The sequence below is a fragment of the Candidatus Palauibacter sp. genome (genome assembly GCF_965216145.1).
Taxonomy (GTDB): domain Bacteria; phylum Gemmatimonadota; class Gemmatimonadetes; order Palauibacterales; family Palauibacteraceae; genus Palauibacter.
The window spans coordinates 3,958,071-3,981,378 of record NZ_OZ244149.1; the positions used below are offsets into that span (position 1 = coordinate 3,958,071).

Sequence of the window (23,308 nt, forward strand, 5' to 3'; positions counted from 1 at the left end):
CTGCAACGACGATCGGAGTGCCGCCCCACTTGCTTCGAGGGAGTCCCTGCCGCACCCTCGTTCCATGCGCGACGAAGCGACACGAGTACACCGGATTCTTCTCAACCTGGCGGCCTTCGTCATCATCATCGCGGGGATGCGCGCGGCCTCGGCGCTCCTCGTATCCTTCGTGCTCGCGCTCTTCCTCACCCTTCTCTGCGCGACGCCCCTGCGGTGGATGACGGACCACAAGGTCCCCAAGTTCGTCGCCGTCCTCAGCCTCGTCCTCGTCATCCTGGCCGTGGGTACGACGATCGGCGGCCTGCTCGGCACGCGCGTCGTCGAACTCGGAAGTACCGAAGCGCAGCTGGACCGACTCTTTGCGGAGCAGGTCGAGACGCTGGAGGCGGCGCTCGGCGGGTGGTTGGCGCGTTTCGGACTCCAGGGGCCCCAGTTCGATGTCGCCGAATTCCTTCCCAGCTTGCTGCTCGGCTTTCTGCGGCAACTCGTGGAGAACCTCGGGCTCATACTCGCCAACGGCTTCCTGATCATCCTCACGATGGTCTTCATGCTGCTGGAGGTCTCGAGCTTCCCGACCAAGATGCGCGTCGCGTTCGGCGAGGCGGAGGCGACCGAGGCGCGCGCCAACTTCGGGAAGGTGGGGACCGCGGTGCGCCGCTACGTCGTGCTCAAGACCGTGATCAGCCTCGCGACCGGCCTTTCCGTCATGGGACTCACGGCGCTCCTGGGGATCAACTACCCGATCCTGTGGGGGGTGATCGCGTTCCTGCTGAACTACGTGCCCAACATCGGGTCCTTCTTCGCCGCGGTGCCGGCGGTGCTCCTCGCGTGGCTCCAGATCGGGCCCGGCACGGCGGTCCTCGCCGCGGCCGGCTACCTCGCCATCAACATCTTCTGGGCCAACGTGGTCGAGCCCCGGGTGATGGGCTACAGCGTGGGCCTGTCCACGCTCGTCGTCTTCGCTTCGCTCGTCTTCTGGGGCTGGGTGCTGGGACCAGTGGGGATGCTGCTGTCGGTGCCGCTCACGGTGATGTTCCGGATCGTCCTCGGGACGAGCGAGTCGACGCGCTGGATCGCAGTGCTGCTCGGTTCCGAGCGGTCGGACGAGCTTACGTCCGCGATCGATGCGGAGGTGGCGCTCGCAATGAGCAGGTCCGGTGACCCTCCGCCCGCCGCGTCTTGAAGACAGCAGGCTGAAGCCCTCTACGCCACAGCGGCCTCGCGGAACATCTCCAGAGCGCGTTCCACGTCCCCGTCCGTCGTCTGGAGATGGGGGACCACGCGCAGGTCCGTGCGGTTGTAGGCGTTGAGGAGGACGCCGCGCGCGCGGCAGCGGTTCGCGAATTCCGGCGCGGTGACGGCCGTGCTCCGGAAGCGGACGATGTTCGTCTCCACGGCCTCCGGATCGACCTCCAGACCGGGGATTTCGGCGAGGCCACGGGCGAGGGTCCTGGCCCGGGCGTGGTCCTCGGGCAACCGGGCGCGGTGGTGCTCGAGGGCGTACAGCGCGCCGGCCGCGACGATGCCGGCCTGGCGGAAGCCGCCGCCGTAGAGCTGCTTGAAGCGCCGCGCCCGCTCGATGAGGTCGCGGGGGCCGGCCAGCGCCGAGCCCAGCGGGGCGCCGAGCGCCTTCGAGAAGCAGACGTTCACGGTGTCGAAGCCTTCGGCGAACTCCGCCTCGGGGATGCCGGTGGCGGCGGTCGCGTTCCAGAGGCGGGCGCCGTCGAGGTGGGTGGCGAGGCCGGCCTCGCGGGCGGCGGCAAGCATCTGGCGCTGCAGGTCGAGGGGCCACACGGCGCCGCCCGCGCCGTTGTGCGTGTTCTCGGCGCACACGAGCCGCACGGGCGACTGCATGCGCGCCCGCACGGGTCCCATGTCGATGTTGAGCGCGGCCCGCAGCGTGGCCGCGTCGAACATGCCGCGCGGGCCCTCGAGCGGTCGGACGACGACCCCGGAGATCGGCGACGGCGCACCGGCCTCCCCGAACCAGACGTGCGCGCCGGGGCCGATGAGCACGGTGTCGCCCGGCTCGGTGTGCGCCCGGAGCGCGATCTGGTTGCTCATGGTGCCCGTCGGGACGTAGACCGCGTCTTCCTTGCCGAGCAGTTCCGCGGTCCGGCGCTCGAGCGCGAGGACGCTCGGGTCGTCGCCGTACGCGTCGTCCCCGACCGGCGCCGCGGCCATGGCCGCCCGCATCGCCTCCGTGGGCCGCGTCACCGTGTCGCTGCGGAGGTCGATCACCGCCACCGCTCCGTTCCCTGCCCCGGCGCTCACGTGGCGAACAGCGGCGGCCGCTGCAGGTGGTGGTCCGTCGCGTCCTGGACCGCCTTCGCGAGCCGCAGCGTCTCCGCGTCGGCGAACAGCCCTCCGACGAAGGAGATGCTCGTCGGCGTCCCGTCCTCCGAACGAAATCCGTTCGGGATCACGGCTTGGGGGTGCCCCGTGAGGTTCGTGAGCAGGAGCATCGATCCCCCGAAACTCGGCGTGACGACGACGTCGATCCCCTCCATCACCTGCGCGAAGCGGTGCATGGCGATCGTGCGCGCCCGGTTCGCCTGGATGTACTCGGATGCGGGGATCATGCGCCCCGTCCGCATGATGTTGGGCCGCGCGTTGGGCTCCTGCAGCACGAGCAGGTCTTCCCGCCCACTCAGAATCAGCTCGTCGAAGGCCGCCCCCTGCTCCGCGCTCAGGATGATCCGCATCGCGTCGTAGGGGATGTCGTCGGGAAGTTCGAGCGGCACAGGGTCGATCCCGAGCCCGCGCACGATCTCGAGCGACGCCTCGTCGAACGCCTTCCACTCCTCATCCTCCCGTTCTTCCTCGAAGGCGGACGGCACGTAGGCGACCCGCAGGTCGGAGAGCGGCCGCTCCGGATCCCAGCCGAAGGCGACGTCACGCGCCGTCGGATCCTGGTCGTCCGAGCCCTGGATCGCGTCGAGCACGATGGCGCAGTCCTCCACGCTGCGGCAGATCGGCCCCAGCTTGTCCATCGACCACGAGAGGGCCATCGCCCCCGCCCGGCTCACGCGCCCGAAGGTGGGCCGGAGGCCGGAGGCGCCGCAGCGGGTGGAGGGAGAGACGATCGAACCGAGCGTCTCGCTTCCGATCGCGAACCCGACGAGCCCCGCCACGACCGTCGCGGTGGAGCCGGCCGAGGACCCGCTCGACCCCTGCTCGAGGTTCCACGGGTTCCGCGTCAGTCCGCCGTACCACACATCTCCCCGCGCCAGCGCCCCCAGGGTGAGTTTCGCGAGGAGCACGGCGCCCGCCGCCTCGAGCTTCCGCCCCACCGTGGAATCCTCGGGGATGTACTGCTCCTCGTACGGCTTGGCGCCCCACGTCGTGAGGGTTTCGTCCTCCGAGAGGAGATCCTTCGCCCCCCACGGAATCCCGTGCAGCGGACCCCGGTAGTAGCCGCGCGCGATCTCGGCGTCGGCGCGCGCCGCCTGCCGCATGGCGAGTTCCTCGGTGAGCGTGATCACGGCCAGCAACGTGTCGCCGTGCGCCCGCAGCCGGCCCAGGTACATCTCCGTGAGTTCGGTCGACGTCACCTGCCGCGTGCGGACGAGTTCGGCCAGTTCCGTCACCGGGCGGAAGGCCAGTTCCTCGAGGTTCGCGGGCCGCTCGAGCCCCTGGGGCCGCGTGTAGCGGAAGACGGTCGACGCCGATGGCGCCGGGTAGGATGTTCCCGGGAGCACGGGGTTGAAGTGGAGCGCGGGGGCGACGGAGTTCGGCATCCGCATCGCCCGGAGTTGGGCGTAGCGCTCCCGCATCCCGTTCACTTCCTCCACCATGAGGTCGACTTCCTCGTCGCTGAAGTCGAGCCCGGCGACGCGCACGGCGGCTGCGATGTCCGCCCGGGTGACGGCGTCCTGCCCGCCGCTGGTTTGCGCCCACAGCGCCGCGGGGAGCGCGGTACCTCCCAGCCCCAGCGCCGACAGCGACGCCATGAACGTGCGGCGGTCCAGCCTTCGAGACGCGGTACCGGGGGGAACGCTAGCGTGATCTGCAGACATTTTCAGGCTCCGATCGGCCGGAGAGATCCTGTTGGTACTGGAGGTTTTGATCCGTGGTGATCAGGAGGTGATAGCCGTGCTCCTCGGCTTTCTCCAACAGGGCACTGTTTCGAAGCTCGGACCACCCGCGTTCGAAGGCGGTATCCACCTCGTGGCCTCGTAGATGTCGTCGTAGAGGTACGGGAGTTCCCTGGTCAAACAGGATCCTCATGAACCAGGGGTCTCGGCCAGCGCTTCGAGTTCATGTTCAAGGACGCGCTCGACCATCCAGCGCTCGACGCCTTGGAACCAATCGAGAAACTGCTCGATCGAAGCACCCGCCTTCAAGTTCTCGAAGAGGGCGCGTACAGGGACTCTTGTTCCTGCGAACACCCAAGCACCGCTGACCCGTCCCGGATCACGCTCGACGGCGGCACACTCTTCCCAACTCGGCATGGAGCAACTCCGTCTCCGAAACCAACTCTGGACCTCCCGGGCACATCACCGTCCGAAAGATAGCATCTTCGCCGCTCATCCCGCCCCGGCGTGGCCCCCTGTGCCGCTTAGGCAGTCGGTACGTCGATCAGGGCGCCCGATGTCTGAGGCTCCGGAACGGGGTCCCCGTGTTCTCGAAGCGATTCGACGTGGAAGGGCACCGCTTCGCGAAGTAGCCTTTCCGTCTCCTCGACCGAGTCTCCGGCGGACACACACCCGGGCAGGTCGGGGACGTAGCCGGAGTAGCCGTTGTCAGTCTTCTCGATGATGATCGCGTACTTCAAAGCGCCTCCTCCCTGTCCGCCCGACCATGACCTGTTCGAGCACACCACGCTTGAGTTGCCTCGACGACACGGCTGATGTCGGACTCGTCGTTGTAAACGCCGATGGAGAAGCGGAGCATGCCCGTGCGGATCGCGAGGCGGATGCCGGACGCGGTGAGGTGCTCGTAGAGCGAGTTCATGGCCGGGTCGTCGGCGGTGTAGTGGCGCCCGCCGCCGCTCTCGCCGACCGAGACGATGTGCGCCAGGCAGGGTCCGGGTCGTCCCCCGACCACCGGGAGGCCGAGGGCCAGGAGTCGGCTCGCGAGGTCGGCCGCCAGACCGCGCACGTGGTTCTCGACGCGCTCCACGCCCCAGTCGGAGAGGAGGTCCAGCGCCGCGGCCGTCGCCGCCGCGCCGAGATAGTTGTAGTTGCCCACATCGAAGCGGAGCGCCCCCGCGCGGAAGCGGAGTTCGTCCTCCGAATACGCCGTCTCGTGCGCCCCATCGAGTTCGATCCCGAATCGCGCCACGTGCACCGGCGTCATCGTCTCGGCCAGCTCCCGCCGCACGTACAGGAAGCCGAAGCCGTACACCGAGAGAAGGGCCTTCTGCGCCGCGACGGCGAGCGCGTCGACCCCCAGGTCGGCGACGTCGGTGTGATAGGCGCCGATCGACTGCGCCGCGTCCACCAGCGTCAGGGCCCCGACCTCCCGGGCCGCCGCCGCGATCGCCCTCACGTCGGTCACGAATCCCGGGGCGAAGGTGATGCTGGGGAGCGTCACGAGCCGGGTGCGTTCGTCCATCGCCGCGGCCATCGCCCCGACCGTGATGTGGCCAGCCTCCGGCGCGACCGATCTCACCTCGATGCCGTGCGAGCGGGCGAGGCTGTACCAGAGATAGATGTTGTTCGGATGCTCCAACGCGGGACACAGAACGACGTTGTCCCCCGCCTGCCATGGGAGGCTCATCCCGAACAGGTTGAGGCCGTCGGAGACGTTCTTCGTGATCGCGACCTCTTCCGGGCTCGCCCCGATGAGCGACGCGAACGACGACCGCGCGCGCTCGGCCGTGGCCAGCATCCGGGTCTTGTCGCCTCGGCCCAGCACCCGCCGCCCCGTGTGACTCACGGCCGCCGCCATCACCGGACTGGGCATCAGGGAACTCGCCGAGATGTCGAGGTAGACCTGCTGGCTCGCGCCGGGGAAAAGGGCTCTGACTTCCGGATTCATGGCGCCTCGGGGTTCATCTCGGGGCGAGGGATCACGTCCGCCTCGCTTCGGAACGGGCGACGAGCGACGCGCCGACCATGTCGCCCATGATGTTTACCGTCGTGTTGCCCATGTCCACCAGACGGTAGATGCCGCCCACGATCGCCGCGACCTCGATGGGGAGGTTGAGCGCCTGCACGTAGATGAGCGCGATCACGAAGCCGCCGCCGGGGACCCCGCCCGAGCCCTCCGAGAGGAGCAGGCCGAGCAGGAGGATGGTGACGAAATCGGCGGGCGAGAAGGAGACGCCGGCCGCCTGCGCCGTGAAGATGAGCACCGCCCCGAGCATGGCCGCGGTCCCGTCCTTGTTGAGTTGTGCCCCGAGGGGGAGGGCGAAGGAATACACGCCGCGCGGAAGGCCCAGCCGCCGGGCCGTCTCCAGCCCGACCGAGAGCGAGGCGAGGCTGGACGTCGTGGCGGCGGTCGTGGCCCATAGGGAGCCCGTCGCCCGCAGGAACTGCGCGGGACGGTAGTCGCTGAAGAACCTGAGGAGGAGCATGTACCCGCCCACGATGACGAGTTGCGCGCCCCACAGTCCCGCGAGGAAGCGTGCCATGGGGCTGATCAGCTCCGCCCCGTAGCGGCCTACCGTGACCGCGACGAGGGCTCCGATTCCGATCGGGGCGGTCCACAGGATCATGTGGACGAGACGCCGGAAGAGACGCGCCGCATCCTCGTACAGCGTGGCGAGGCGCGCGCGGGGAGCGTCGCCCAGCGCCAGCGTCGCGACCCCCAGCAGGAGCGCGATGACGACCAGTTGCACCACGTTCCCGTCGCCGAACGCCCGGAACACATTCGTCGGAATCATGTCGAGGAGGACGTCCGCCACGGAGGGCGCCTCCCCCACCGGCCCCGTGACTTGCTCCGCCGCCGACCCCGTGAGGCGCATCCCGTCGCCGGGGCGGAGCACGGCGGCCGCCCCCAGCCCCAGCGAGAGCGCGATGAGTTCCGTCGCGAGGAAATAGCCGAGAGTCTTCCCGGCGAGCCGACCCAAGGTGCGGGTGTCCGCGAGTGAGGTCAGGCCCGCGAGGAGGTTGAAGAAGACGAGGGGGGCGGCGGCCAGGATCAGGAGGGTGATGAAGAGGTCGCCGAGCGGCTGGATCGCGGCGACGCGTTCGCCGAGGACCGCGCCCAGGACGACGCCGGCGAGCATGCCGATGAGGATGCGCCCGCCCGAACCGAGCTTCATTCAGCGGACTTCGGCGAACGGATTGATCACTCGCAGACCGCCGTAGTCCTGTTCGGCGCTCAAGTCTTCCGAGTACAGGATATCGCAGCCGAAGGCGCGGGCCGCGGCCAGGATCGCGCCGTCCCAGTACGACAGCTGGAAGCGCCGGCTGATGGCGACGGCCGCCAGGAACAGGTCGAACGTGATCTTCTGGACGGGAAAATGCTCGAGCGCTTCGATGAACCTCAGCGCCTGTGCGTGTGTCAGCGGGTGCGGGCGGCTGGGTCTGGTGACCTGATGATAGAACTCCTGCAGGACCTGCACGGACAGGGCCAGATCCTCGCGGCACAGAAGATCGTGTGCCGCGCGGCGCTTGTCCGCCTCCTCGGGTGACGGGCTCACCGCGTAGATCAGGACGTTCGTGTCAACGAACCGCACGGCCTTCGTAGAGTTCGGCGCGAGAGACGTTCTCGGACGCCCGGAAGCCGCCGCTCGTGGCACGAATGTCCTGGAGCACTTCCTTCAAGAGCCTGCGCCTCCGTTCGAGTGGCGTTTCCATGGCCCGTGAGGTGGATCCAGCCGAACCGCCATGCGCAGTGGCAAGACTCCCAAGGTACTCCCTCACAAGTGCCGAGACGGAAGTATCCAGCTCCGCGGCCCGGATGCGCGCCAGCCGATGCGTCTCTTCATCCACGGATACGGTGATGTTCCTCATGGACACAATCTCACAGTTAATGTGCTCCACAGCGTAGAGATTCGCATGATGCGGCGCAATGCGCCGGAAGAGGTACACCTACGACGAGTTGGCTCGAGTCACGGTCTCTGTTCGAAGCGGACGCGGGCCGCGCGCTGGACGCCGAGTTCGTCCGTCGTCGTGCCGTAGAGCGTCGTCTCGGTGACCCAGGGCAACGCACCCGCCCTAACGCGGCGGGGCCAGCGGTACCTCGCTACAAACGTTGTCCCCTCGTAGACATCCGCCTCGGTCGTCTCGGCGCCGCCCGCCGCCGTCTTCTGGACCCACAGCCTACCTCCGCGGTCGAAGAAGAGCGCGGCCAGCGGCGGTTTTCGCTCGGGAAGGTCGAACAGCGGTTCGTCGACGTTGCCCCTCTCCATGTCCCTTTCCAGGCGCTCCCGAGCGGATTCCACTTCGGCCGGGCTGAGGGCCGGGCCGGGGGCGGAGGGACCGGTAAGCTGCGAGACGGCGCCATCGGGACCGTGACGTTCTATCTCGTACGCGGTACTCACGGCGCTCGCCCACGCGGCCCGGGGACCGTACGCCTGGAGCCACCTGGGCCCGTACGGCTGATAGAAGTACAGGAAACCCCGACCACGGTCGCTTGCAAACTCCACCGTCTTTCGCCCTTCCGCCGCCGCCGCGGGTTCCCGCACCTCAACCGTGTCCGCGCTCCCGTCGGGACTCAAGTGGATGCGTGCCTCGACGAACTGTCCGCTCCCTTCCGGCAGCAGGCCCACATCGACGATCCGTCCCTCGGCGTCGAAGACGACGGGGTAGCCGCCCAACTGCCCAGCGAAGAGCCGCCTTACGGTGCGCACGTAGCGCGCCCCGGCGTCCTCCAGTTCGAATACGGTGAAGCGCGGCTCCTGGCGCACCCAAAGCTCCCCCTCCGGTGAGAAGCCGACGCAGCATGGAGATCTGAACTCCCCGGGGCCGTCTCCCTCACCGCCGAGATGAAAGAGAAAGTTCCCGTCGGGATCGAAGACCCGCACCTCGTGCGCCCCGACGTCGGTGACGAGAATCCGCCCCAGCGGATCCGCCGCGACCGAGAAGATCCGGGTGAAGAGGTAGGGTTCGTCTCCCTCGAGTTCCCCGATCTCGAGGTCCACCGTCCCCTCGAAGGTGGGGACGTCGGCGACCGGCGCGGGATCGTCGCCCCCGGCACAGGCCGCAGCGAAAAACAGCAGGGCGACGCAGGCGTGGATCGCGGGGAAACGTGGTCCGCTCATGTTCAATCTCCTCGAATGCCTGTCCCGCCCGTCCGCCCGTCATTCCGGCGGGCTGGCCGCGCGAGGCGCAGGGAAGAACCTATCGGCGGGTAGGCAGCGCTCCCAGTCCGGCGTGACTACGGGAGTCCAGGGGTCCGGCAATCGCCAATCCCCCCCGCAGCCGTTACCGGGCCATGGTGATCACGAGGACCACGGCATCGAGCGCTCCCGGCACGCCGCGCGCCTTGTAGACATATCGTTCCCCGAAGAGTCTGCCGTTCTCGTCATGGACTTCCGCCTTGATAAGGACTTCTCCGGCCGTTGCGAAGCTCACTCGAATGTCCGCGACATAACTCTCGATGGACTGCGATAGAGGTTCGACGATACCCGACTGCAGGAGAGTCGTGGTGGGCCATTGCCTGGGGCGGGGCGCGCCGGAGTCGGAACTGGCGAACCAATACCCCGTGACATTAAAGCAACCTGCCGAATTCGATGGCGATGGTGCGAGCGACAGTCGAAAGTCGGAATAGTCCGGGACACCGATCCAGCTTCCGATGCGCCTGTTCGTAGTCGTCAATTTCGCTCCCTCTTCGGGTCCTGGAGAAGACGGCCCTTCCCGGGGGAGGCGAAGAAGACCGTGATCGGAGCAGTTCAGATTGATCTTCTGAATCTGAACCCCACTATGGCGCGATAGAAAGAGGGCAAGTGTATGAATGGGTAGCAAAACCTATGATTGGCGCGAAAGTCACGTGAAAGATCGGTTTCGAGGCGCTGACGTCGTCAGTGGCGGGGGGGGGGTCTGAGGATTTCGAGGCGGGCGCCAGATATCACTGCCTCTGCTGGAAACGTACGCGGGCTGTGCGCTGGACGCCGAGTTCGTCCGTGGTCGTCCCGTACAGCGCCGTCTCCGTGGCCCAGGGCACGGACCCCGGGTCCACGCGGCTCGGCCAGCGGTAGCGCGCGACGAGGGTCGCCCCCTCGTAGACGTCCGCCTCAACCATCTCCGCTCCGTCCGGCGCCGACTTCTCGATCCACAGCCGCCCCGCCTGATCGAAGAAGAGGTCGGCGAGCGGCGCCTTGGTTTCCGGTATCTCGAACGCGGGTTCGTCGAGGTTGCCACGATCCATGTCCCGCTCCAGGCGGCTCCGGGCGTATTCCCGCTCCTCGGGGCTGAGGGGCGGACCCAAGCCGGGCGGACCCGTGATGTGCATCACGGAACCATCGGCGCCGTGAAGTTCGACCGCGTAGGCGGAACTCGCGGCGCTGGCCCATGCGCCCCCGGGTCCGTGCGCGTGCTGCCACAGGGGCCCGAACGGCTGATAGAGGTACAACTGGGCGCTGCCGCTGAAGCCTGCCGCGAACCCGCTCATATCGACGACCACGGTCTGGTGTCCGGCCGCCGCGGCTCCCGGCTCCCGCAGTTCGACGGTGTCCGCGCTTCCGTCGGCGTTCACATGGACGCGCCCGTAGGCGAACGCGTCGCCGGGATTCGGGAGCGAGCCGATGTCGACGAGCCTTCCTTCGGCGTCGAAGGTGACGGGGGCGTCGCCTCCCTGCCCGCCGAAGAGCCGCCTCTGGACGCGCAGATAGGTGGCGGCCGCGTCGCCCAGTTCGAAGGCCGTGTAGCGCGCCTCCTGACGCACCCACAGGTGACCCTCGGGCGAGAACCCGAGGCAGCACGGATTCCTGAACTCTTCGGGGCCGTCCCCTTCTCCACCGAAACGGAAGAGGAAGAGGCCATCGGGGTCGAAGACGCGGACCTCGCTCACCCCCCGGTCCGCGACCAGAATCCGCCCGCGTGAGTCCGCCGCCACCGAGGCGATCCGGCTGAACAGGTAGGCGTCCTCCCCCTCGAGTTCGCCGATCTCGAGCTCCACCACCCCCTCGAAGGTGGGGACATCGGCGTCCGGCGCGGGCGCGTCGCCTCCGGCGCAGGCCGCGGTCGAGAAAAGGACTGCGCCCCAGATCCCGATCCGGATCGAATCTCCGGTCATGACAAAGCTCCTTGCGCGCTCGAACCCTCGGCCGTCCCCCTGAAGGTGGGCGGCGGCCGCAAACCAGGTGGTCCCTCCCTACGGCCGGCGGCGGGGCGGGGTTCCAGGCTCGAACTCGTTTCGATCGAAGCGGCGGCCGCGCTTGAGGGTGAAGCTAACGGACTTGAGGCTCGCGACGCCTGTGGTTGGATTCTCCCGCAGGAAGACGAGGTTCGCGTACTTCCCTTCCTCGACCGTTCCGATGTCCGCTTCGAGGCCCAGGGCCAGGGCGCCGTTGCGGGTCGCGGCCCGGATGACCTCTCCCATGGGCATCCCGACGAGTTCGTGGAGGAAGCCCAACTCGTCGTAGAGCGCCGGCCACTCGGCGGTCGGTCCCGCGGGGGCGTCGGTCCCGGTCGAGATCAGAACACCGGCCGCGTGGGCGCGGCGGGTCAGGGCGACGGCCTCCTCGGCGCTGCACGCGGCACGTACGCCGCGGCGGCGGGGATCCGGGGCCGGGCCGTCGGGCGTCTGTACAGTCCTCTGAGCAGGTGGCGTGGCGAGGCTGTCCCGCGCCGCCATCCGCTCCTCGCGAAAGAAGCCGACCTTCAGCGTTGCGTCGAGGACGGTGCCGCGGCGCTTCATCTCGTCGAGGACCGCGTCGATCCGGGGATCCTCCAGATCCACCTCGACCATGCCGGAGCGGCGGCCCGCCACCGCTTCCGCCACGACCTCGTCGGGGATCGCGGCGCTGGCCAAACTGCACACATGCGACATCGAGGTGACTCCGGCCGTGGCCACGTCCATCGGAAGGGCCGGGCCGACGTGCGTGTGGGACCAGACCGGGATGCCCTGGCGGCGCGCCTCCGCCGCGATCCGTGCGAGGAGAGGACCTTCGATCGCGGCATAGGTCTTGAGCCCCGTCGCCCAGGTACCGCGCGCGATGGCGATCGTCTGCGCCAGATCGGTGTCCGGACCGACGATCCGGAGCCACGGGACGCGCCCCGGCACCTCTCCCGCCGACGAGGCCCGCGTGCGCGGATCGATGAAGAAGGACTCGCCCGCGACCAGGGCGGCATAGTGGATGTCCGGTGACGCAATCTCGCCGACCAGCGCCGCCCGTTGCAGCTCCGCGAGCGCCCGCGCGTCGCCGGCCATGTCCCGAACCGTCGTGACGCCCGCGTAGATGAAGCGGTTGAGTTCGAACTCGGCCGCGGCCCGGTCCGCACGCGTGGCCAAGTGGGTGTGGCTCTCGATCAGGCCGGGAATGACGTATAGCCCCCGCGCGTCTTCGATCTCCGCCTCGGGCCAGGCGTCCAGGGACAGTTCGTCCGCCGGGGCGAGCCCCGCGATCCGCCCGTCCCGGACCACGATCGACATGTCCTGCATCAGCGGGGCGCCCGTTCCATCGAGGACGGAGACGCCTTCGTAGACGGTCGTCTGGGACTCCGCGTTCGGAGTCCGGGGCGGTTCCCCGCTTCGGGACTGGCCAGCGAGGGGAGCGGTCAGCGCGCAGAGCGCGACCGTCGCCAGCAGCCCGCGGGATCTCGTCATCGCTATGCCCCCCATACGTCGCGCATGACGCGCAGCGCGTTGAGTCCCAGGATCCGTTCCACCCGCTCGAACGTGTGCCCGCGCGCCAAGAGCATGTCGGCCAGCTTCCGGAACTGGCCCGGGCCCTGAAGATCGGGGATGAACGGCACGACGCCGGGGCGTTCGCCGGCGGCGCTGATTCCCGCCCTGCGCCGTGCCTCGACTTCCCGGCGCGCCGCCTCATAGGCCGCATCGAGATCGTCCACGGCCGTGGTCCCGCCGTCGGTGCCGATGCCGACGTGTTCCTCGCCGCACACCTGCACCGCGTGCTCGAGGTGATGCACGACATCCTCCGCCACGGCCATGCCGTCGGCCGCGAGGAAGGGCATGAAGTAGATTCCCACGATCCCGCCGTCCTCGGCGACCAGCCGCAACTCCCGGTCCGTCTTGTTACGGGGGAGATCCGTCACCGCCCCGCAGCCCGTGTGGGTGATCGCGACCGGGGTGGTGGTGGCGTCGATCGCATCGAGGCAGGTTCGCTCGCCGCTGTGGCTGAGGTCCACCAGCGTCCGGGTCGCGTTGAGTTCGGCGACGACATCCCGCCCGAAGTCCGTGAGCCCGCCGTTCTCCGGCACCATCGAGCCGTGGCCGATCTGGTTGGGCCCGTTGTACGTGAGCTGGATGATCTTGACCCCGAGCCCCGCGAAAACCGCGACCCGCTGCGGATCATCGCCCATCATCGCCGCGTTCTGGAAGCCCCGGATGATCCCGACCTTGCCTTCACGCGCCGCTCGTTCGATGTCGCTCGCCGCCCAGACCTTGAGGAGCGCATCGGGGTGCGCCCGGATGATCCGGTTCCAGCGCGACACGTCGGCGACGGAGTACTCGAACGGATCCTCAGGGCCGGCGACGTAGCCGATCGTGGTGTTTGTGGCAGCCGTCCCCGAGGCGAGGGCGTCGGAGAGCGCCCGCTCGTCCAGTGTGAGTGGCCCGTCTGCGGGGGCGCCGCCGAAAGGACCTCGGGAGCCCCTGCGATTGGGGTTCCGAATGCCGCGCAGCATGTTGATGACGAACAGGTCGGACTGGGCGCGCCTTGCCCGGGGCATCCGGACTCGACCCGCGCACCGTTGGCCGCGAGCGCGAGGCCGGCAGCGGCGCCGAGAAAACTCCACCGCCCTATTCGCCTTGCGTTCGTGGTCGTCAACGCCCGCGTCCGTCAGATGTCACAGGCTTCTCCGGCGGTCTCAACTGGTGAACGCAACAGTCCCGGCGAAGACTTCACATGGTTTCATCCACCCGAGGGTTTGTCGAGGGCGGCCGTTGAGCTGTCGGCCGACGGCATTGAGGTCAGCCTGTGAGTGGGCGGAGAGATCGGTACCCTTGGGGAAGTACTGGCGGAGCAGGCCGTTGGTGTTCTCGCTGGTCCCGCGTTGCCAGGGGCTGCGCGGATCGCAGAAATAGACGGGCACGCCGCTCTCGATGCTGAAGCGGACGTGCTCGGCCATCTCCTTGCCCTGGTCCCAGGTGGACGAGTCGGTCGATCTGACGGCCCTCTGGTCGACCGGCACCTACTACTACGGGGCGTGCGTCCAAGCGGTCACCGGGGAGTCGGACACCACGAACAACTGCTCCGCCTCGGTGCAGGTCGACGTCGAGGTGCCGGACCTGGAGGTCGGATCGCCCTCGGTGGACGACGCCAGTCCGGGGACGGGCGGATCGTTCACGCTGTCGGCGACGGTCACGAACGCGGGCGACGGGGCCTCCGCTTCGACGACGCTGCACTACTACCGGTCGAGCGACGCCACCATCACGAGCGCCGACGCGCAGGTCGGCACCGACTCCGTGGGCGCGCTCGCGGCCGGGGCGACGAGCGACGAGTCGGTCGATCTGACGGCCCCGGCGTCGGTCGGCACCAACTACTACGGGGCGTGCGTCCAAGCGGTCACCGGGGAGTTGGACGCCACGAACAACTGCTCCGCCTCGGTGCGGGTCGACGTCCAGGAGCCGACACTGTACTTGGACCTGGAGGTCGGATCGCCCTCGGTGGACGACGCCAGTCCGGAGACGGGCGGATCGTTCACGCTGTCGGCGACGGTCACGAACGCAGGCGACGGGGCCTCGGCTTCGACGAGGATGTCGGAGAAGCCGACGACGGCGGCCGAGGGTCTGCCCAGAGCTGACGCTGGTCCCGCGTTGCCAAGGGCTCCTCGGATCGCCCCCGAGCGGGTCTGGCAGCGCGACCATCCGACTCGACCAGCGCGCGGGACCGCACGCTACGGGTTGGAGGAGCCCAACCTGTCTACCGACAGCCCGCTCGGCACCTGTGAGGGCGTCACATGGGTCAGGTCCCGCGCCGACTCGTCGGTGAGCGCCTTGAGGAACTCGATCAGGTTGTCGGTCGTCTCCTCGTCCAGTCGGATGGGCAGGAGCAGAGTGTCCCGGGTCACGAGGATCTCGTCGTAGTTGTCGAGCAGGGTCGGCTGGAGAAGCGGATCCACCGGCGTAATATCGTAGGCGTACAGCGTGCTGTCGACGTTGCTGTAGTGCTCGACGAATCCGCGCAGGGTCGTGAACTGGCCGACGTGCCCGTAGGGCGCGGTCAGTTCGATATTGCGCAGCGGGGGCACCTTGAAGCGGCGGCGGTCGGCCGGGTCGCCCGTGACGCGCTCGCGCCCGAAGTCGTCGCGGCCGCCGGGTCCGTCTCCCTTCCCGGGACCAAACTGCGCCAGCGCGTCATTGTGGAACTCGTTGCCGGGCCGGGCATCCAGGATGTCCGTCTGGTGGCAGTTGGTGCAGCCCACCGTCATGAAGTCGATGGCGCCCCGCAGTTGCTGGTCGGTCAGGCGGTCGTTGTCGCCGTGCAAGAAGAGGTCCCATGGCGAATCGCCGAAGGAGAACTCCGAGATGATGAACCCCATGATGGCGTTCGAGGCATGCGCGAAGGTCATGCCGTCGAAGTCCGTGCCGGGATAGGCGACCTCGAAGAGATCGCGGTACTCGTCGATCTCGCCGAGGCGAAGCATCAGGCGCGACCAGAGTTCCGTGAAGTTGTGATCCTCCCCGAATCCATCGGCGAGTTCGTTGCCGGTGGCCAGCATCTCCTCGGGTGCGCTCACGGGAAACAGCCCCGGAGCGGACGCGCTGCCGAATCGCAGCACGCTTCTCATCCCTGGAGTGAGGTGGTCGCCGGCCGGTGTGCCGATCCCGCCGCCCGCCAATGCCTCGATCTCGCCTCCCCACAGGAACTTGCGCACTCGATGAAGGTTGAAGAAGGCCATCGAGTGCCTAAGGGTGAAGTCGCCGTTCGGATGTGTGCGCTCCGGACCGAGACCGGAGGCTCCCGGCCCGATGGGCAGCGACTTGCCATCGCCGGTGGACATCGCGGGCAGGTGGCAGGTCATGCAGGACACGTCGCGGTTGCCGCTGAGGATCTTGTCGAAGGCGAGGAAGCGCCCGAGCCCGATGATTTCAGGCCCAATGGGAGGGGGAGGGAGGACGGGATGGAGGCCGCGTTCGCGGACCAGCCGCCGAGTTTCGGCGATCAGCTCGGATCGGGCCGAGGGGACGACCTCTGGAGGCTCAGTCGGGTCGGGGGCCACGGTGTCGTTCTCGCAGGCCATGAAGAAACTCAATAGCGCGAGTGCCGCGAGGGCGGAACGGATGTTTCGGGGGGTAGAGGGCACAGTTCGATTGGCTTCCGCTGCCATGGAGGATCTCCGTGTTGAGAAGTGACTTGTCGTTGGTTCGCCAACGAAGCGCTACGCCCTGGCCCGATCCGTCATTCATCCAACGTAACGACCAAATGTACAACGAATTACTGCGTACGACAGATCTGATATTGTATGTATTTGAGGCAGATCCGAATGGTGCGGAAGCAATATCAACGTACTACTTCACGTGAGAGTGAAGTGACCCCCAATAGTTGGACACCGGACCTCCGGGCCTATTGTGCTGCTCAGCCCTCTCGGTAAGCCCGTGGCCGCGAGCGCGAGGCCGGCGGCCGCACCGAGAAACGTCCAGCGCGCTATGCGCTTTGGGTTCGTGGTCTCCATCGTCGGCGTCCCTCAGATGTCACAGGCCTCCTCGTTGCAGCCCTGGTCCCGCCCTCCGGTGATGCGGCGAACCGCCCTTCTCCTCTAGGGCCTCCTCGTCATGGCAGCTGAGGTAACCGACCCCGGCACCGGCCAGGGTCATGATGAACACCAACCCCCAGTCCACCCACGATTCGCCATCCTGCGCCGCGAGATGCGACTCAAGGGTCGGTTCCCAAGTGTCATACCCCATGTGCTGACCGGTGTCGCCAAAAACTGGCTGGCCTGGACGGACGGGGGCGGGGCGACGGCCTGCTGCGTCCTGAGGATGACGAGGGCGCCCAGGAATCGGCTGAAGGTCGTCCGGCCCCCGGCGCGAGCGCGGAACTGCTGGAACAGCGTGACGGCGAGGACAGGTCGTCCGCAGACCCGTGTGGGCGCTCGTTGGTGCCGTTCGCGATGTCCGATGCCCGCGCACAGCGGCTTCTCGAGACGGTCGGAATCGAGTTGCGGGGCACGGCGCGGGTCGTGGAATCCGCTCGATCATCGGATCGCAAACTATCGGGGCGCGTCCGAAACCGTCACGGAGGTGAAGACCGCAGCCTGAAGCGCTGACCGCGGCGAGGCCGGGGGTCGGGTGACTACCCTACTCGTAACATATTCAAGACATGCACTCGTGGCCGTGGTGGATTTGTCAAGCGAAAGATGTAATTCCCTTATCTTTCAGGATTCCACCGTATCGTTCCATCCGGTCCGATCACTCCGATCGGGCCATGCACCACGTCATTCGAGAGGTCGATTACCAGACCCCTCCTGATCTTCTCCGCCAGGGACAGATCCGCAAATTTGCGTACTTCCTTGGTTCCTCGCTGTTTCAGGTGGGTAGTTTGAAGTCGAGTTTGCCGCACACGAGATAGGCGATGGTGATGAAGTTCTCGGTGGTCCGGTAGCCGCGGGCCCTGGCCTTGGCGGCCTGGACGAGCGAGTTGATGCCCTCGATCATGCCGTTGCTGATCCTCGAGCGGAACCAGAGGAGGATGCCGTCCCAGTGCTTCCCGATCGTCTTCGCCGCGTCGATGACGGGCTGGAGGCCGCTTTCGGCGGCCCACGAGCACCACTTCTCGAGATAGGTCGCCGCCAGCCGGGGCGGGAGGTCCCGGAACGTCTCGAAGGCGAGCTTGATCCGGTAGGCGAGGGCCGTCTTCAGTCCCCGCCGCGACGGATCGAGCAGTTCGCCGAGCCACCGCCGCTGAGAGGCGGTGAGCTTGCTCCGCCTCTTGAGCCACGGGTAGCGGGTGCGGTTCAGCTCGGGACGCTCCTTGCGCTCTTGCCGCCTCACCTCGTCCACCGCCCGGTTCATGAGCCGCTGGACGTGGAAACGGTCAAAGGTGATCCCGGCCTCCGGGAACGCCTCCCGCGCCCCCTTCATGTAGGCCGCGGACATGTCCATGCAGAGGTCCCGGATCTGCCCGGCGTGCCCCCCGTGCGCCTCGAGGTCCTCCCGGAAGCGGCGCACGACCGAAGCGTCGCGCCCCGGCGTGGCGTACAGAAGCCGCGAACGGTCCAGATCCGCGAACAGCGTGATGTAGTCGTGGCCCCGCCGGCACGCCGTCTCGTCCACCGCCACCGCGCGCACGCCGGAGAAGTCCACATCCGCCCGGGCCTCCCCCACGCGGCGCTTCAGCAGCCGCCACAGCCGCGTGTCGTGCTCGCCCACCAGGCGGGCCACCGCCCGCACCGGCATCTCCCGCGCCAGCGCCACCACCAGCGCCTCGAACCACAGCGTGAAGCCGCTGCCGGACTCCGACCACGGCACCGCCGCCTGCTTCACGCCGCACGCCGGACACCTGACCCTCGGCACCCGGGCGTGCAGGTAGGCCCGGTGCTGGAAGAAGTCCAGGTGCCGCCAGCGCTTCCCGCTCGCGTCGTGCGCCTTGCAGCCCCCCCGCCCGCACGAGGGGCAGTCGAACGTCCCCCCCGCCTCGAAGTCCAGGTGCAGGTCCAGGCGGCGCTCAGCCGCATCGAACTCCGTCCGCTCCACCCGCCACGGCCACTCCAGCCCCAGCGCCCGCTCGAACAGTCCCCGCTCCGCCATGCCGCCGTCCCGCCCGGCCGCTCCGCATCCCTCCACCGCCCCGGCTGGCCCCGGAGACCACCGGGCACGTCACGGACCCGCTCGGGCGCCGGCCGCCACCGCCGCCGGCCCCGCCACTCTACCGCCCCTCATCCACCCCCAACAGCGAAGAGCCATTTTAATCTGTACGCCGTTCGAGGTGCGGAGACAGGGCGTAACTATATGAATGAAATGCATATCGGACGTTTTAGGGACAGATCCCATGGTCGATCAGCGCGAGGGTGAGGACAGGTCGTCCGCAGACCGGTGTGGGCCCTCGGCATCGGAGGACGACGCGTCGAGCAGCGGGGTGAAATGCTCCGAGGCGAAGGCCGCGAGAAGTTGGTCCGGGGCAATGCGCTCGAGTTCCGAGAGTGTGCATCCCGGCCATGTCTTCGACTTCCGGCCGAGAGTGCCGCGAGGTAATCCGAGCTGCGCGCTCACGTTCTTCCACGTCGCGCCGGTGGCACGAAGGTGCTGCGCTCTGAGGATGACGAGTGCGCCCAGGAATCGGCTGAACGTCGTCCGGCCCCCGGCGCGGGCGCGGAACTGCTGGAACAGCGTGACGGGGGAGCAGTCTACCGCCGCCGCCAGGGCCTGCACGTTGCGGACCGGCGTGCGTCGCGCCTCGTGGAGGCTGCGCACCAAGGCGGAGCGGAGGGCCGGCGGAGCCGTCGATCGCCGGATCTTCTCCGCCAGTTGCACTAACGCGGACGCTCCGCACGCGGACTCGATGCGCGCGGCAAGTTGACTCTCGACATCCTCGAACCAGACGAGATCCGCCACCTGCACCCTGCTCAGGACGCGCGCGATGGCTATTTCGCGGTCCGTCACGAGGATCACCGGAACCCACGGAAGTTGCCGCTCGAACTCGTGCAGGCGAGCGATCCTCTCCGCAAGGAGCCGGCTGCGGCTGCTGAACACCAGACAATCGATGTCGAGGTCGTCGGCCGCGAGTTCGCTCGCTGTGTGGATGACGCGAGCGACGCCTCCAGCCGCCCGTCGTATGAGCCCCGCGTCCTCAGGCGTGCCCCCGAAAATGCCGATGATTCCCATTTGAGTCTCCGAGTCGGCGACCGAACGCCGGCGGAAGCTCGCTGGCTACGCCACCGATTTCGTCGGGCGGGCGGAGGTCCACTCGCAGTCACGTAGCCAGAGGGCGGCCGCCGCCAGTGCGAACGCTGCGGACCACCCCCAGTAGGCGAGGCCCAGCTGTCCGTGCGCGACGAGATCACCAGCGACCGTGATCGGGAGCGGGCGAAGGAGACTGAACAATCCGATTCCAAGGGCTGAAGCACCTACGGCTCCGAGCACGCGCCACAGCCACGCATCGATCGAGCGTCGGGCGCGCCCGAGGGCCGGGAAGGCCATGACCATCGCCAGGTTCGGCAAGAGCGCCAGGATCCAGCCATTTGTCAGCGCGAGTCGCAGAGACTCGTATCCCGAGAGCGACGTCCCGAAGTGCGGGGGGGACGCCTCAAACCCCACGGCGCCGAACCCGGGGAGAAGAAACGACAGCGCGTACAGGCCCCAGCCCGCCAGGAGGAGACGCCTCCACCCGGGCGTCTCCGACTTCGCGAACTCCCGAAAGAGTGCGGTCGGCTCGCCGAGTTCTTCACGGGCGGCGCCTTCGAAGGCGCGGGCGGAGGTCGGCGCGGGGCCCGACTCCAGTTCCAGAGCAGCGTGGGCCCGCAGGTGATCCTCGAGTTCATCCAGTTCGAGCGGTGAGAACCATCCCCGATCTTCCAGACGACTTCGCCACCGCCGGACTTCGTCATCCAGTTGAAGCACCGCCGCCTCGCCAGGATATCTCCAAGGCTTCGTGAACCGCCCGCCAGCTCTCCCTGTCCGTCGACATCTGCCGCTGACCGCGGGCGGTCAACCGATAGTACTTGCGCCGTCGCCCTTCGTCGGTGAGTTCCCAGTAGCCTGCGACAAGCCCATCACGCTCCAGCCGGTGCAGCAGGGGATAGAGCATCCCGGGGGACCACTCCAGGTCGCCACCAGACAGCCGCTTCACCTGCTTGATGATCTCGTAGCCGTACTGGTCTCCGCCGGCCAGGATGGACAGCACCATCGGGCGCGAAGAGGCCGCCACCAACTCCTTGTAGATCGATTTCGTCATGAACTCTTCGGTAGGTAGAGGCATGAGATATCTTGAACACTTACATACAATTCTCCGCGAGACGCCGCAACATCGAGTGGAGAAATCGGTCCTCTCCGAGCCCTCCGCGGCTCAGGCGTCAGAGAGTCTTCGTCGGGCTCCGCAGAGGCGCCCCAACAGGTACCCCAGCAAGCCGAGCACGAGGCTTCCCACGGCCACTCTGGTCGTCACGTCCCGAAGGAACTGCTCCCGTATCGCTTCCCTGCGTGCTTCCTCCTCCCGGATCATCTCGACCACACGTCTGTCGTTACTCCAGCGGATCGGGGGAGTACCGTAAGCTTCCGCTGCGAGGTCGGCACCGTGCCGAAGCAGCACTTCCACCACGGCCGGGTTCAGGGCTGGGACTGCGGCAAACCCACTTTTCCTGGTAGCGTCGTGCAGCGGCGTTTCTCCGGTCCTCATTCTGACGTTTACGTGGGTCACCCTGGCGAGTTCTGCCACGAGGGCGGGGTGGTCGTTGTACAAGGCCGCAAGGTGCAGGGGTGTACGGCCCACGGGGTTCTTGGCGTAGACGTCAGCCCCGTATTGGAGGAGCCGGCGCAGCACCTCCGGGTTCCCGCTACTCCGCGCGGCGTAATGCAGCGGCGTTCGAGCCTCCTGCGGCGCTGAGTAAGCCTCCAGGATGGCCCCCGCCTCGACCAGCACGCTGATCACCTCGGGATCATCGCTGAACGCCGCTGCCAAGTGCAGCGGCGTCGTGTTCTTGAAGGGGGACCGGTCGTTGACGCTGTACCCGTAGGAAAGGCACTCTCTTACCGTGGCCGGATCTACCGCCTCCCAGAACTCCGGGGTCGTCCAACCCTCGCACGGGGCCTGGGCCGGGGTGAGGGCAAGCGAGGTCAAGACCGGAAGAGCGAGAAGCGTCGACAACGGTGCCTCCTTGGTTGAAGCGTCTTACCGCAGCGGCCGAAGGTGCGAAAAGAAGACTCCTTCGTGCGTGTCCGGTAGACGCCCACACGGCCCGGATGCGAGCCCACCAGTAGCGACACGTACTCCACGGCGAGACAGGATTCCGCCCAAGATTAGGTGGCATCCTTGCCACGGGCTACCCGGTGAACGCCGGAACGGGTGTCAAACCGCAATAGAAATGTCCCCCCTTGGGGGTCCGGTTTTGGCCCTCGCTCCGGTCGCTTCGGGGATGCGGGGCCGTTCGTTTTCGTTGGATATCCCTTCTCTCTCGCGGCGGAGGTTCCGGCGTGCGAGGGCCTGTTGGGCACTGGCTTGGAAGTGCTTGCGCCAGGGGTGGTCCGGAGCTGGCTTCGGAGGTGCGGGCCGCGGCTTTGCCGGCTTGGCCGGCTTTGCGGGCGCGTCGTTGGGGGAAGCGGCGGGGGCTTGGCGTACGGGTTCGAGGCCGAGATAGCGGTCGCCGAAGCGGAAGCGGATGTCGCCATCGAGGCGGCGCTCGACGATGACCTCGGCGGACGGGGCGATGCCGCCGGCCTCCCGCTCCGGGATCTGCCAGCGCCGGTTGGCGAACCGGATGGTGAAGTCGCGCGCCACGACGCGGGTCTTCGTCTCGGCGAAGAGCGCCTCGAGGTCGGCGCCGGCCGGAAGCGGGCGGTGCGCGTCGCGGGGATCGGCGGGCTCGACGGTGAAGCGCTCGTTCCAGAACGGAACCCAATAATCCTCGAGGAAGCGGTTGGCCGCCCCCAGCGAGGCGATCCCCTCCAGCCGCATCTCCTTGACCAGCCGGTCCCGGGCGGTGCAGAAGCTGCGCTCCACGCGCCCCTTGGCCTGCGGAGAGCCCGCCAGGATCACCTCCACGCCCAGCTCGCCCAGCGCTCGGGAGATGATCGTGCCCGTGCGCTCCTGCTTCTTCGAGAGCCACTGCCCGAAGTGCCCGGCGTGGTCGGTGTACACCGCCACGGGGCGGCCGTGGCGCCCGAGATACTCGATGATCGCCCGCCGGTTCTCCGCCCCGTTGTCGCGCGCCACGAAGCGGGCCATGAGCAGACGGCTCGTCGCGTCGTCGTGGATCGAGATCAGCGCACGGCTCCGCGCCGCCCTCCCCCGAGGTGGGACATTTTCGATGCCCAGGAGTGGGACATTTTCGATGCCCAGGAGTGGGACATTTTCGATGGCCATTGACACCATGTTCGCAGCCCCCGTACCGAACATGGACCGTAAGAGGACATTTCTACTGCGCTAAGGGAGGACATTTCTACTGCGGTACGACAGGGTGAACGCCGGAACGGGCGCCCTTTCGGGGAGCCGGTGGGGGGTGTTGCGGCCGTTTATGGAAGCGGTTGCAGGAGCTTCCGTTAGTGGTGGAGCGCCAGGGACTCGACCCGGATCTATCGCTACGAGTTTTCGTCAGTCCCGGCGGTGAAGGGATCAAAATATATGATTTTGGGCACC

20 protein-coding genes and 2 pseudogenes are annotated in these 23,308 nt (G+C 67.8%); 2 read left to right on the forward strand and 20 right to left on the reverse strand.

Features of this window, described 5'->3' with window-relative positions:
- The first annotated feature begins 64 nt into the window (after positions 1-64).
- Positions 65-1,183 (forward strand): AI-2E family transporter, encoded by a 1,119-nt coding sequence (locus ACOOHF_RS17055; RefSeq protein ID WP_419933636.1) that lies wholly within the window; start codon positions 65-67, stop codon positions 1,181-1,183.
- A gap of 20 nt (positions 1,184-1,203) precedes the next feature.
- Here the strand turns inward: ACOOHF_RS17055 and ACOOHF_RS17060 are convergent, their stop codons facing one another.
- The 13 genes and pseudogenes from ACOOHF_RS17060 to ACOOHF_RS17120 all read right to left on the reverse strand — a co-directional run.
- Positions 1,204-2,241: a threonine aldolase family protein gene (locus ACOOHF_RS17060; RefSeq protein ID WP_420462620.1), complete on the reverse strand. Its 1,038-nt coding sequence runs from the start codon at positions 2,239-2,241 to the stop codon at positions 1,204-1,206.
- Between the two features lie 29 nt (positions 2,242-2,270).
- Positions 2,271-3,953, reverse strand: a complete 1,683-nt coding sequence (locus ACOOHF_RS17065) for an amidase (protein ID WP_420462621.1) — start codon at positions 3,951-3,953, stop codon at positions 2,271-2,273.
- A 273-nt stretch (positions 3,954-4,226) separates the two neighbouring features.
- Entirely contained in the window at positions 4,227-4,454 is a 228-nt protein-coding gene (locus tag ACOOHF_RS17070; protein WP_419933640.1) for a DUF433 domain-containing protein, read from the reverse strand.
- Between the two features lie 107 nt (positions 4,455-4,561).
- The gene (locus tag ACOOHF_RS17075) at positions 4,562-4,777 is read right to left on the reverse strand and encodes a type II toxin-antitoxin system HicB family antitoxin (protein WP_420462622.1); all 216 of its coding nucleotides are present in this window, start codon (positions 4,775-4,777) and stop codon (positions 4,562-4,564) included.
- Positions 4,774-5,985 carry an aminotransferase class V-fold PLP-dependent enzyme gene (locus ACOOHF_RS17080; RefSeq protein ID WP_420462623.1) on the reverse strand — a complete coding sequence of 404 codons (1,212 nt, stop codon included), beginning with the start codon at positions 5,983-5,985 and terminating at the stop codon, positions 4,774-4,776. Before ACOOHF_RS17080 ends, ACOOHF_RS17075 begins: the two co-directional genes overlap by 4 nt.
- 31 nt (positions 5,986-6,016) lie before the next feature.
- Positions 6,017-7,213 carry a dicarboxylate/amino acid:cation symporter gene (locus ACOOHF_RS17085; RefSeq protein WP_420462624.1) on the reverse strand — a complete coding sequence of 399 codons (1,197 nt, stop codon included), beginning with the start codon at positions 7,211-7,213 and terminating at the stop codon, positions 6,017-6,019.
- Complete coding sequence (locus ACOOHF_RS17090) at positions 7,214-7,630, reverse strand: PIN domain-containing protein (protein ID WP_420462625.1); 417 nt, start codon at positions 7,628-7,630, stop codon at positions 7,214-7,216.
- 375 nt (positions 7,631-8,005) lie between these two features.
- Positions 8,006-9,157: a 6-bladed beta-propeller gene (locus ACOOHF_RS17095; RefSeq protein ID WP_420462626.1), complete on the reverse strand. Its 1,152-nt coding sequence runs from the start codon at positions 9,155-9,157 to the stop codon at positions 8,006-8,008.
- Between the two features lie 163 nt (positions 9,158-9,320).
- Complete coding sequence (locus ACOOHF_RS17100; RefSeq protein WP_420462627.1) at positions 9,321-9,470, reverse strand: hypothetical protein; 150 nt, start codon at positions 9,468-9,470, stop codon at positions 9,321-9,323.
- A gap of 493 nt (positions 9,471-9,963) precedes the next feature.
- Complete coding sequence (locus ACOOHF_RS17105) at positions 9,964-11,130, reverse strand: 6-bladed beta-propeller (RefSeq protein WP_420462628.1); 1,167 nt, start codon at positions 11,128-11,130, stop codon at positions 9,964-9,966.
- Between the two features lie 78 nt (positions 11,131-11,208).
- A complete protein-coding gene (locus ACOOHF_RS17110) occupies positions 11,209-12,663 on the reverse strand; it encodes an amidohydrolase family protein (RefSeq protein WP_420462629.1) in 1,455 nt (484 codons plus the stop codon).
- A 2-nt stretch (positions 12,664-12,665) separates the two neighbouring features.
- Positions 12,666-13,748, reverse strand: coding sequence for a dipeptidase (locus tag ACOOHF_RS17115; protein ID WP_420462630.1), 1,083 nt, complete (start codon positions 13,746-13,748; stop codon positions 12,666-12,668).
- Positions 13,749-13,886: 138 nt separating this feature from the next.
- Positions 13,887-14,174, reverse strand: a pseudogene (locus tag ACOOHF_RS17120) (IS30 family transposase); the annotation flags it as partial.
- On the opposite strand from ACOOHF_RS17120, the pseudogene ACOOHF_RS17125 reads away from it, so the two are divergent.
- Positions 14,122-14,607, forward strand: a pseudogene (locus tag ACOOHF_RS17125) (CARDB domain-containing protein); the annotation flags it as partial. The pseudogenes ACOOHF_RS17120 and ACOOHF_RS17125 sit on opposite strands and share 53 nt — an antisense overlap.
- Positions 14,608-14,915: 308 nt before the next feature.
- Here the strand turns inward: ACOOHF_RS17125 and ACOOHF_RS17130 are convergent.
- The 7 genes from ACOOHF_RS17130 to ACOOHF_RS17160 all read right to left on the reverse strand — a co-directional run bounded on the left by ACOOHF_RS17130 (position 14,916) and on the right by ACOOHF_RS17160 (position 23,035).
- Complete coding sequence (locus ACOOHF_RS17130) at positions 14,916-16,262, reverse strand: cytochrome-c peroxidase (RefSeq protein ID WP_420462631.1); 1,347 nt, start codon at positions 16,260-16,262, stop codon at positions 14,916-14,918.
- A gap of 1,285 nt (positions 16,263-17,547) precedes the next feature.
- A complete protein-coding gene (locus tag ACOOHF_RS17135; protein ID WP_420462632.1) occupies positions 17,548-18,768 on the reverse strand; it encodes an ISL3 family transposase in 1,221 nt (406 codons plus the stop codon).
- 249 nt (positions 18,769-19,017) lie between these two features.
- Complete coding sequence (locus ACOOHF_RS17140; protein WP_420462633.1) at positions 19,018-19,842, reverse strand: hypothetical protein; 825 nt, start codon at positions 19,840-19,842, stop codon at positions 19,018-19,020.
- Positions 19,843-19,887: 45 nt separating this feature from the next.
- A complete protein-coding gene (locus tag ACOOHF_RS17145; protein WP_420462634.1) occupies positions 19,888-20,577 on the reverse strand; it encodes a hypothetical protein in 690 nt (229 codons plus the stop codon).
- Positions 20,561-20,911, reverse strand: a complete 351-nt coding sequence (locus ACOOHF_RS17150) for a PadR family transcriptional regulator (protein ID WP_420462635.1) — start codon at positions 20,909-20,911, stop codon at positions 20,561-20,563. Before ACOOHF_RS17150 ends, ACOOHF_RS17145 begins: the two co-directional genes overlap by 17 nt.
- Before the next feature lie 111 nt (positions 20,912-21,022).
- The gene (locus ACOOHF_RS17155) at positions 21,023-21,820 is read right to left on the reverse strand and encodes an ankyrin repeat domain-containing protein (protein ID WP_420462636.1); all 798 of its coding nucleotides are present in this window, start codon (positions 21,818-21,820) and stop codon (positions 21,023-21,025) included.
- A gap of 201 nt (positions 21,821-22,021) precedes the next feature.
- Entirely contained in the window at positions 22,022-23,035 is a 1,014-nt protein-coding gene (locus tag ACOOHF_RS17160; RefSeq protein WP_420462637.1) for a hypothetical protein, read from the reverse strand.
- Between the last annotated feature and the right edge of the window lie 273 nt (positions 23,036-23,308).

Coding starts and splice junctions, on each gene's coding strand:
- ACOOHF_RS17070 (WP_419933640.1), bottom strand. CDS start 4,454: ATGCCGAGTTGGGAAGAGTGTGCCGCCGTCGAGCGTGATCCGGGACGG.
- ACOOHF_RS17105 (WP_420462628.1), bottom strand. CDS start 11,130: ATGACCGGAGATTCGATCCGGATCGGGATCTGGGGCGCAGTCCTTTTC.
- ACOOHF_RS17065 (WP_420462621.1), bottom strand. CDS start 3,953: ATGGCGTCGCTGTCGGCGCTGGGGCTGGGAGGTACCGCGCTCCCCGCG.
- ACOOHF_RS17135 (WP_420462632.1), bottom strand. CDS start 18,768: ATGGCGGAGCGGGGACTGTTCGAGCGGGCGCTGGGGCTGGAGTGGCCG.
- ACOOHF_RS17055 (WP_419933636.1), top strand. CDS start 65: ATGCGCGACGAAGCGACACGAGTACACCGGATTCTTCTCAACCTGGCG.
- ACOOHF_RS17095 (WP_420462626.1), bottom strand. CDS start 9,157: ATGAGCGGACCACGTTTCCCCGCGATCCACGCCTGCGTCGCCCTGCTG.
- ACOOHF_RS17140 (WP_420462633.1), bottom strand. CDS start 19,842: ATGGGAATCATCGGCATTTTCGGGGGCACGCCTGAGGACGCGGGGCTC.
- ACOOHF_RS17110 (WP_420462629.1), bottom strand. CDS start 12,663: ATGACGAGATCCCGCGGGCTGCTGGCGACGGTCGCGCTCTGCGCGCTG.
- ACOOHF_RS17130 (WP_420462631.1), bottom strand. CDS start 16,262: ATGGCCTGCGAGAACGACACCGTGGCCCCCGACCCGACTGAGCCTCCA.
- ACOOHF_RS17160 (WP_420462637.1), bottom strand. CDS start 23,035: ATGGCCATCGAAAATGTCCCACTCCTGGGCATCGAAAATGTCCCACTC.
- ACOOHF_RS17080 (WP_420462623.1), bottom strand. CDS start 5,985: ATGAATCCGGAAGTCAGAGCCCTTTTCCCCGGCGCGAGCCAGCAGGTC.
- ACOOHF_RS17150 (WP_420462635.1), bottom strand. CDS start 20,911: ATGACGAAATCGATCTACAAGGAGTTGGTGGCGGCCTCTTCGCGCCCG.
- ACOOHF_RS17085 (WP_420462624.1), bottom strand. CDS start 7,213: ATGAAGCTCGGTTCGGGCGGGCGCATCCTCATCGGCATGCTCGCCGGC.
- ACOOHF_RS17115 (WP_420462630.1), bottom strand. CDS start 13,748: ATGCCCCGGGCAAGGCGCGCCCAGTCCGACCTGTTCGTCATCAACATG.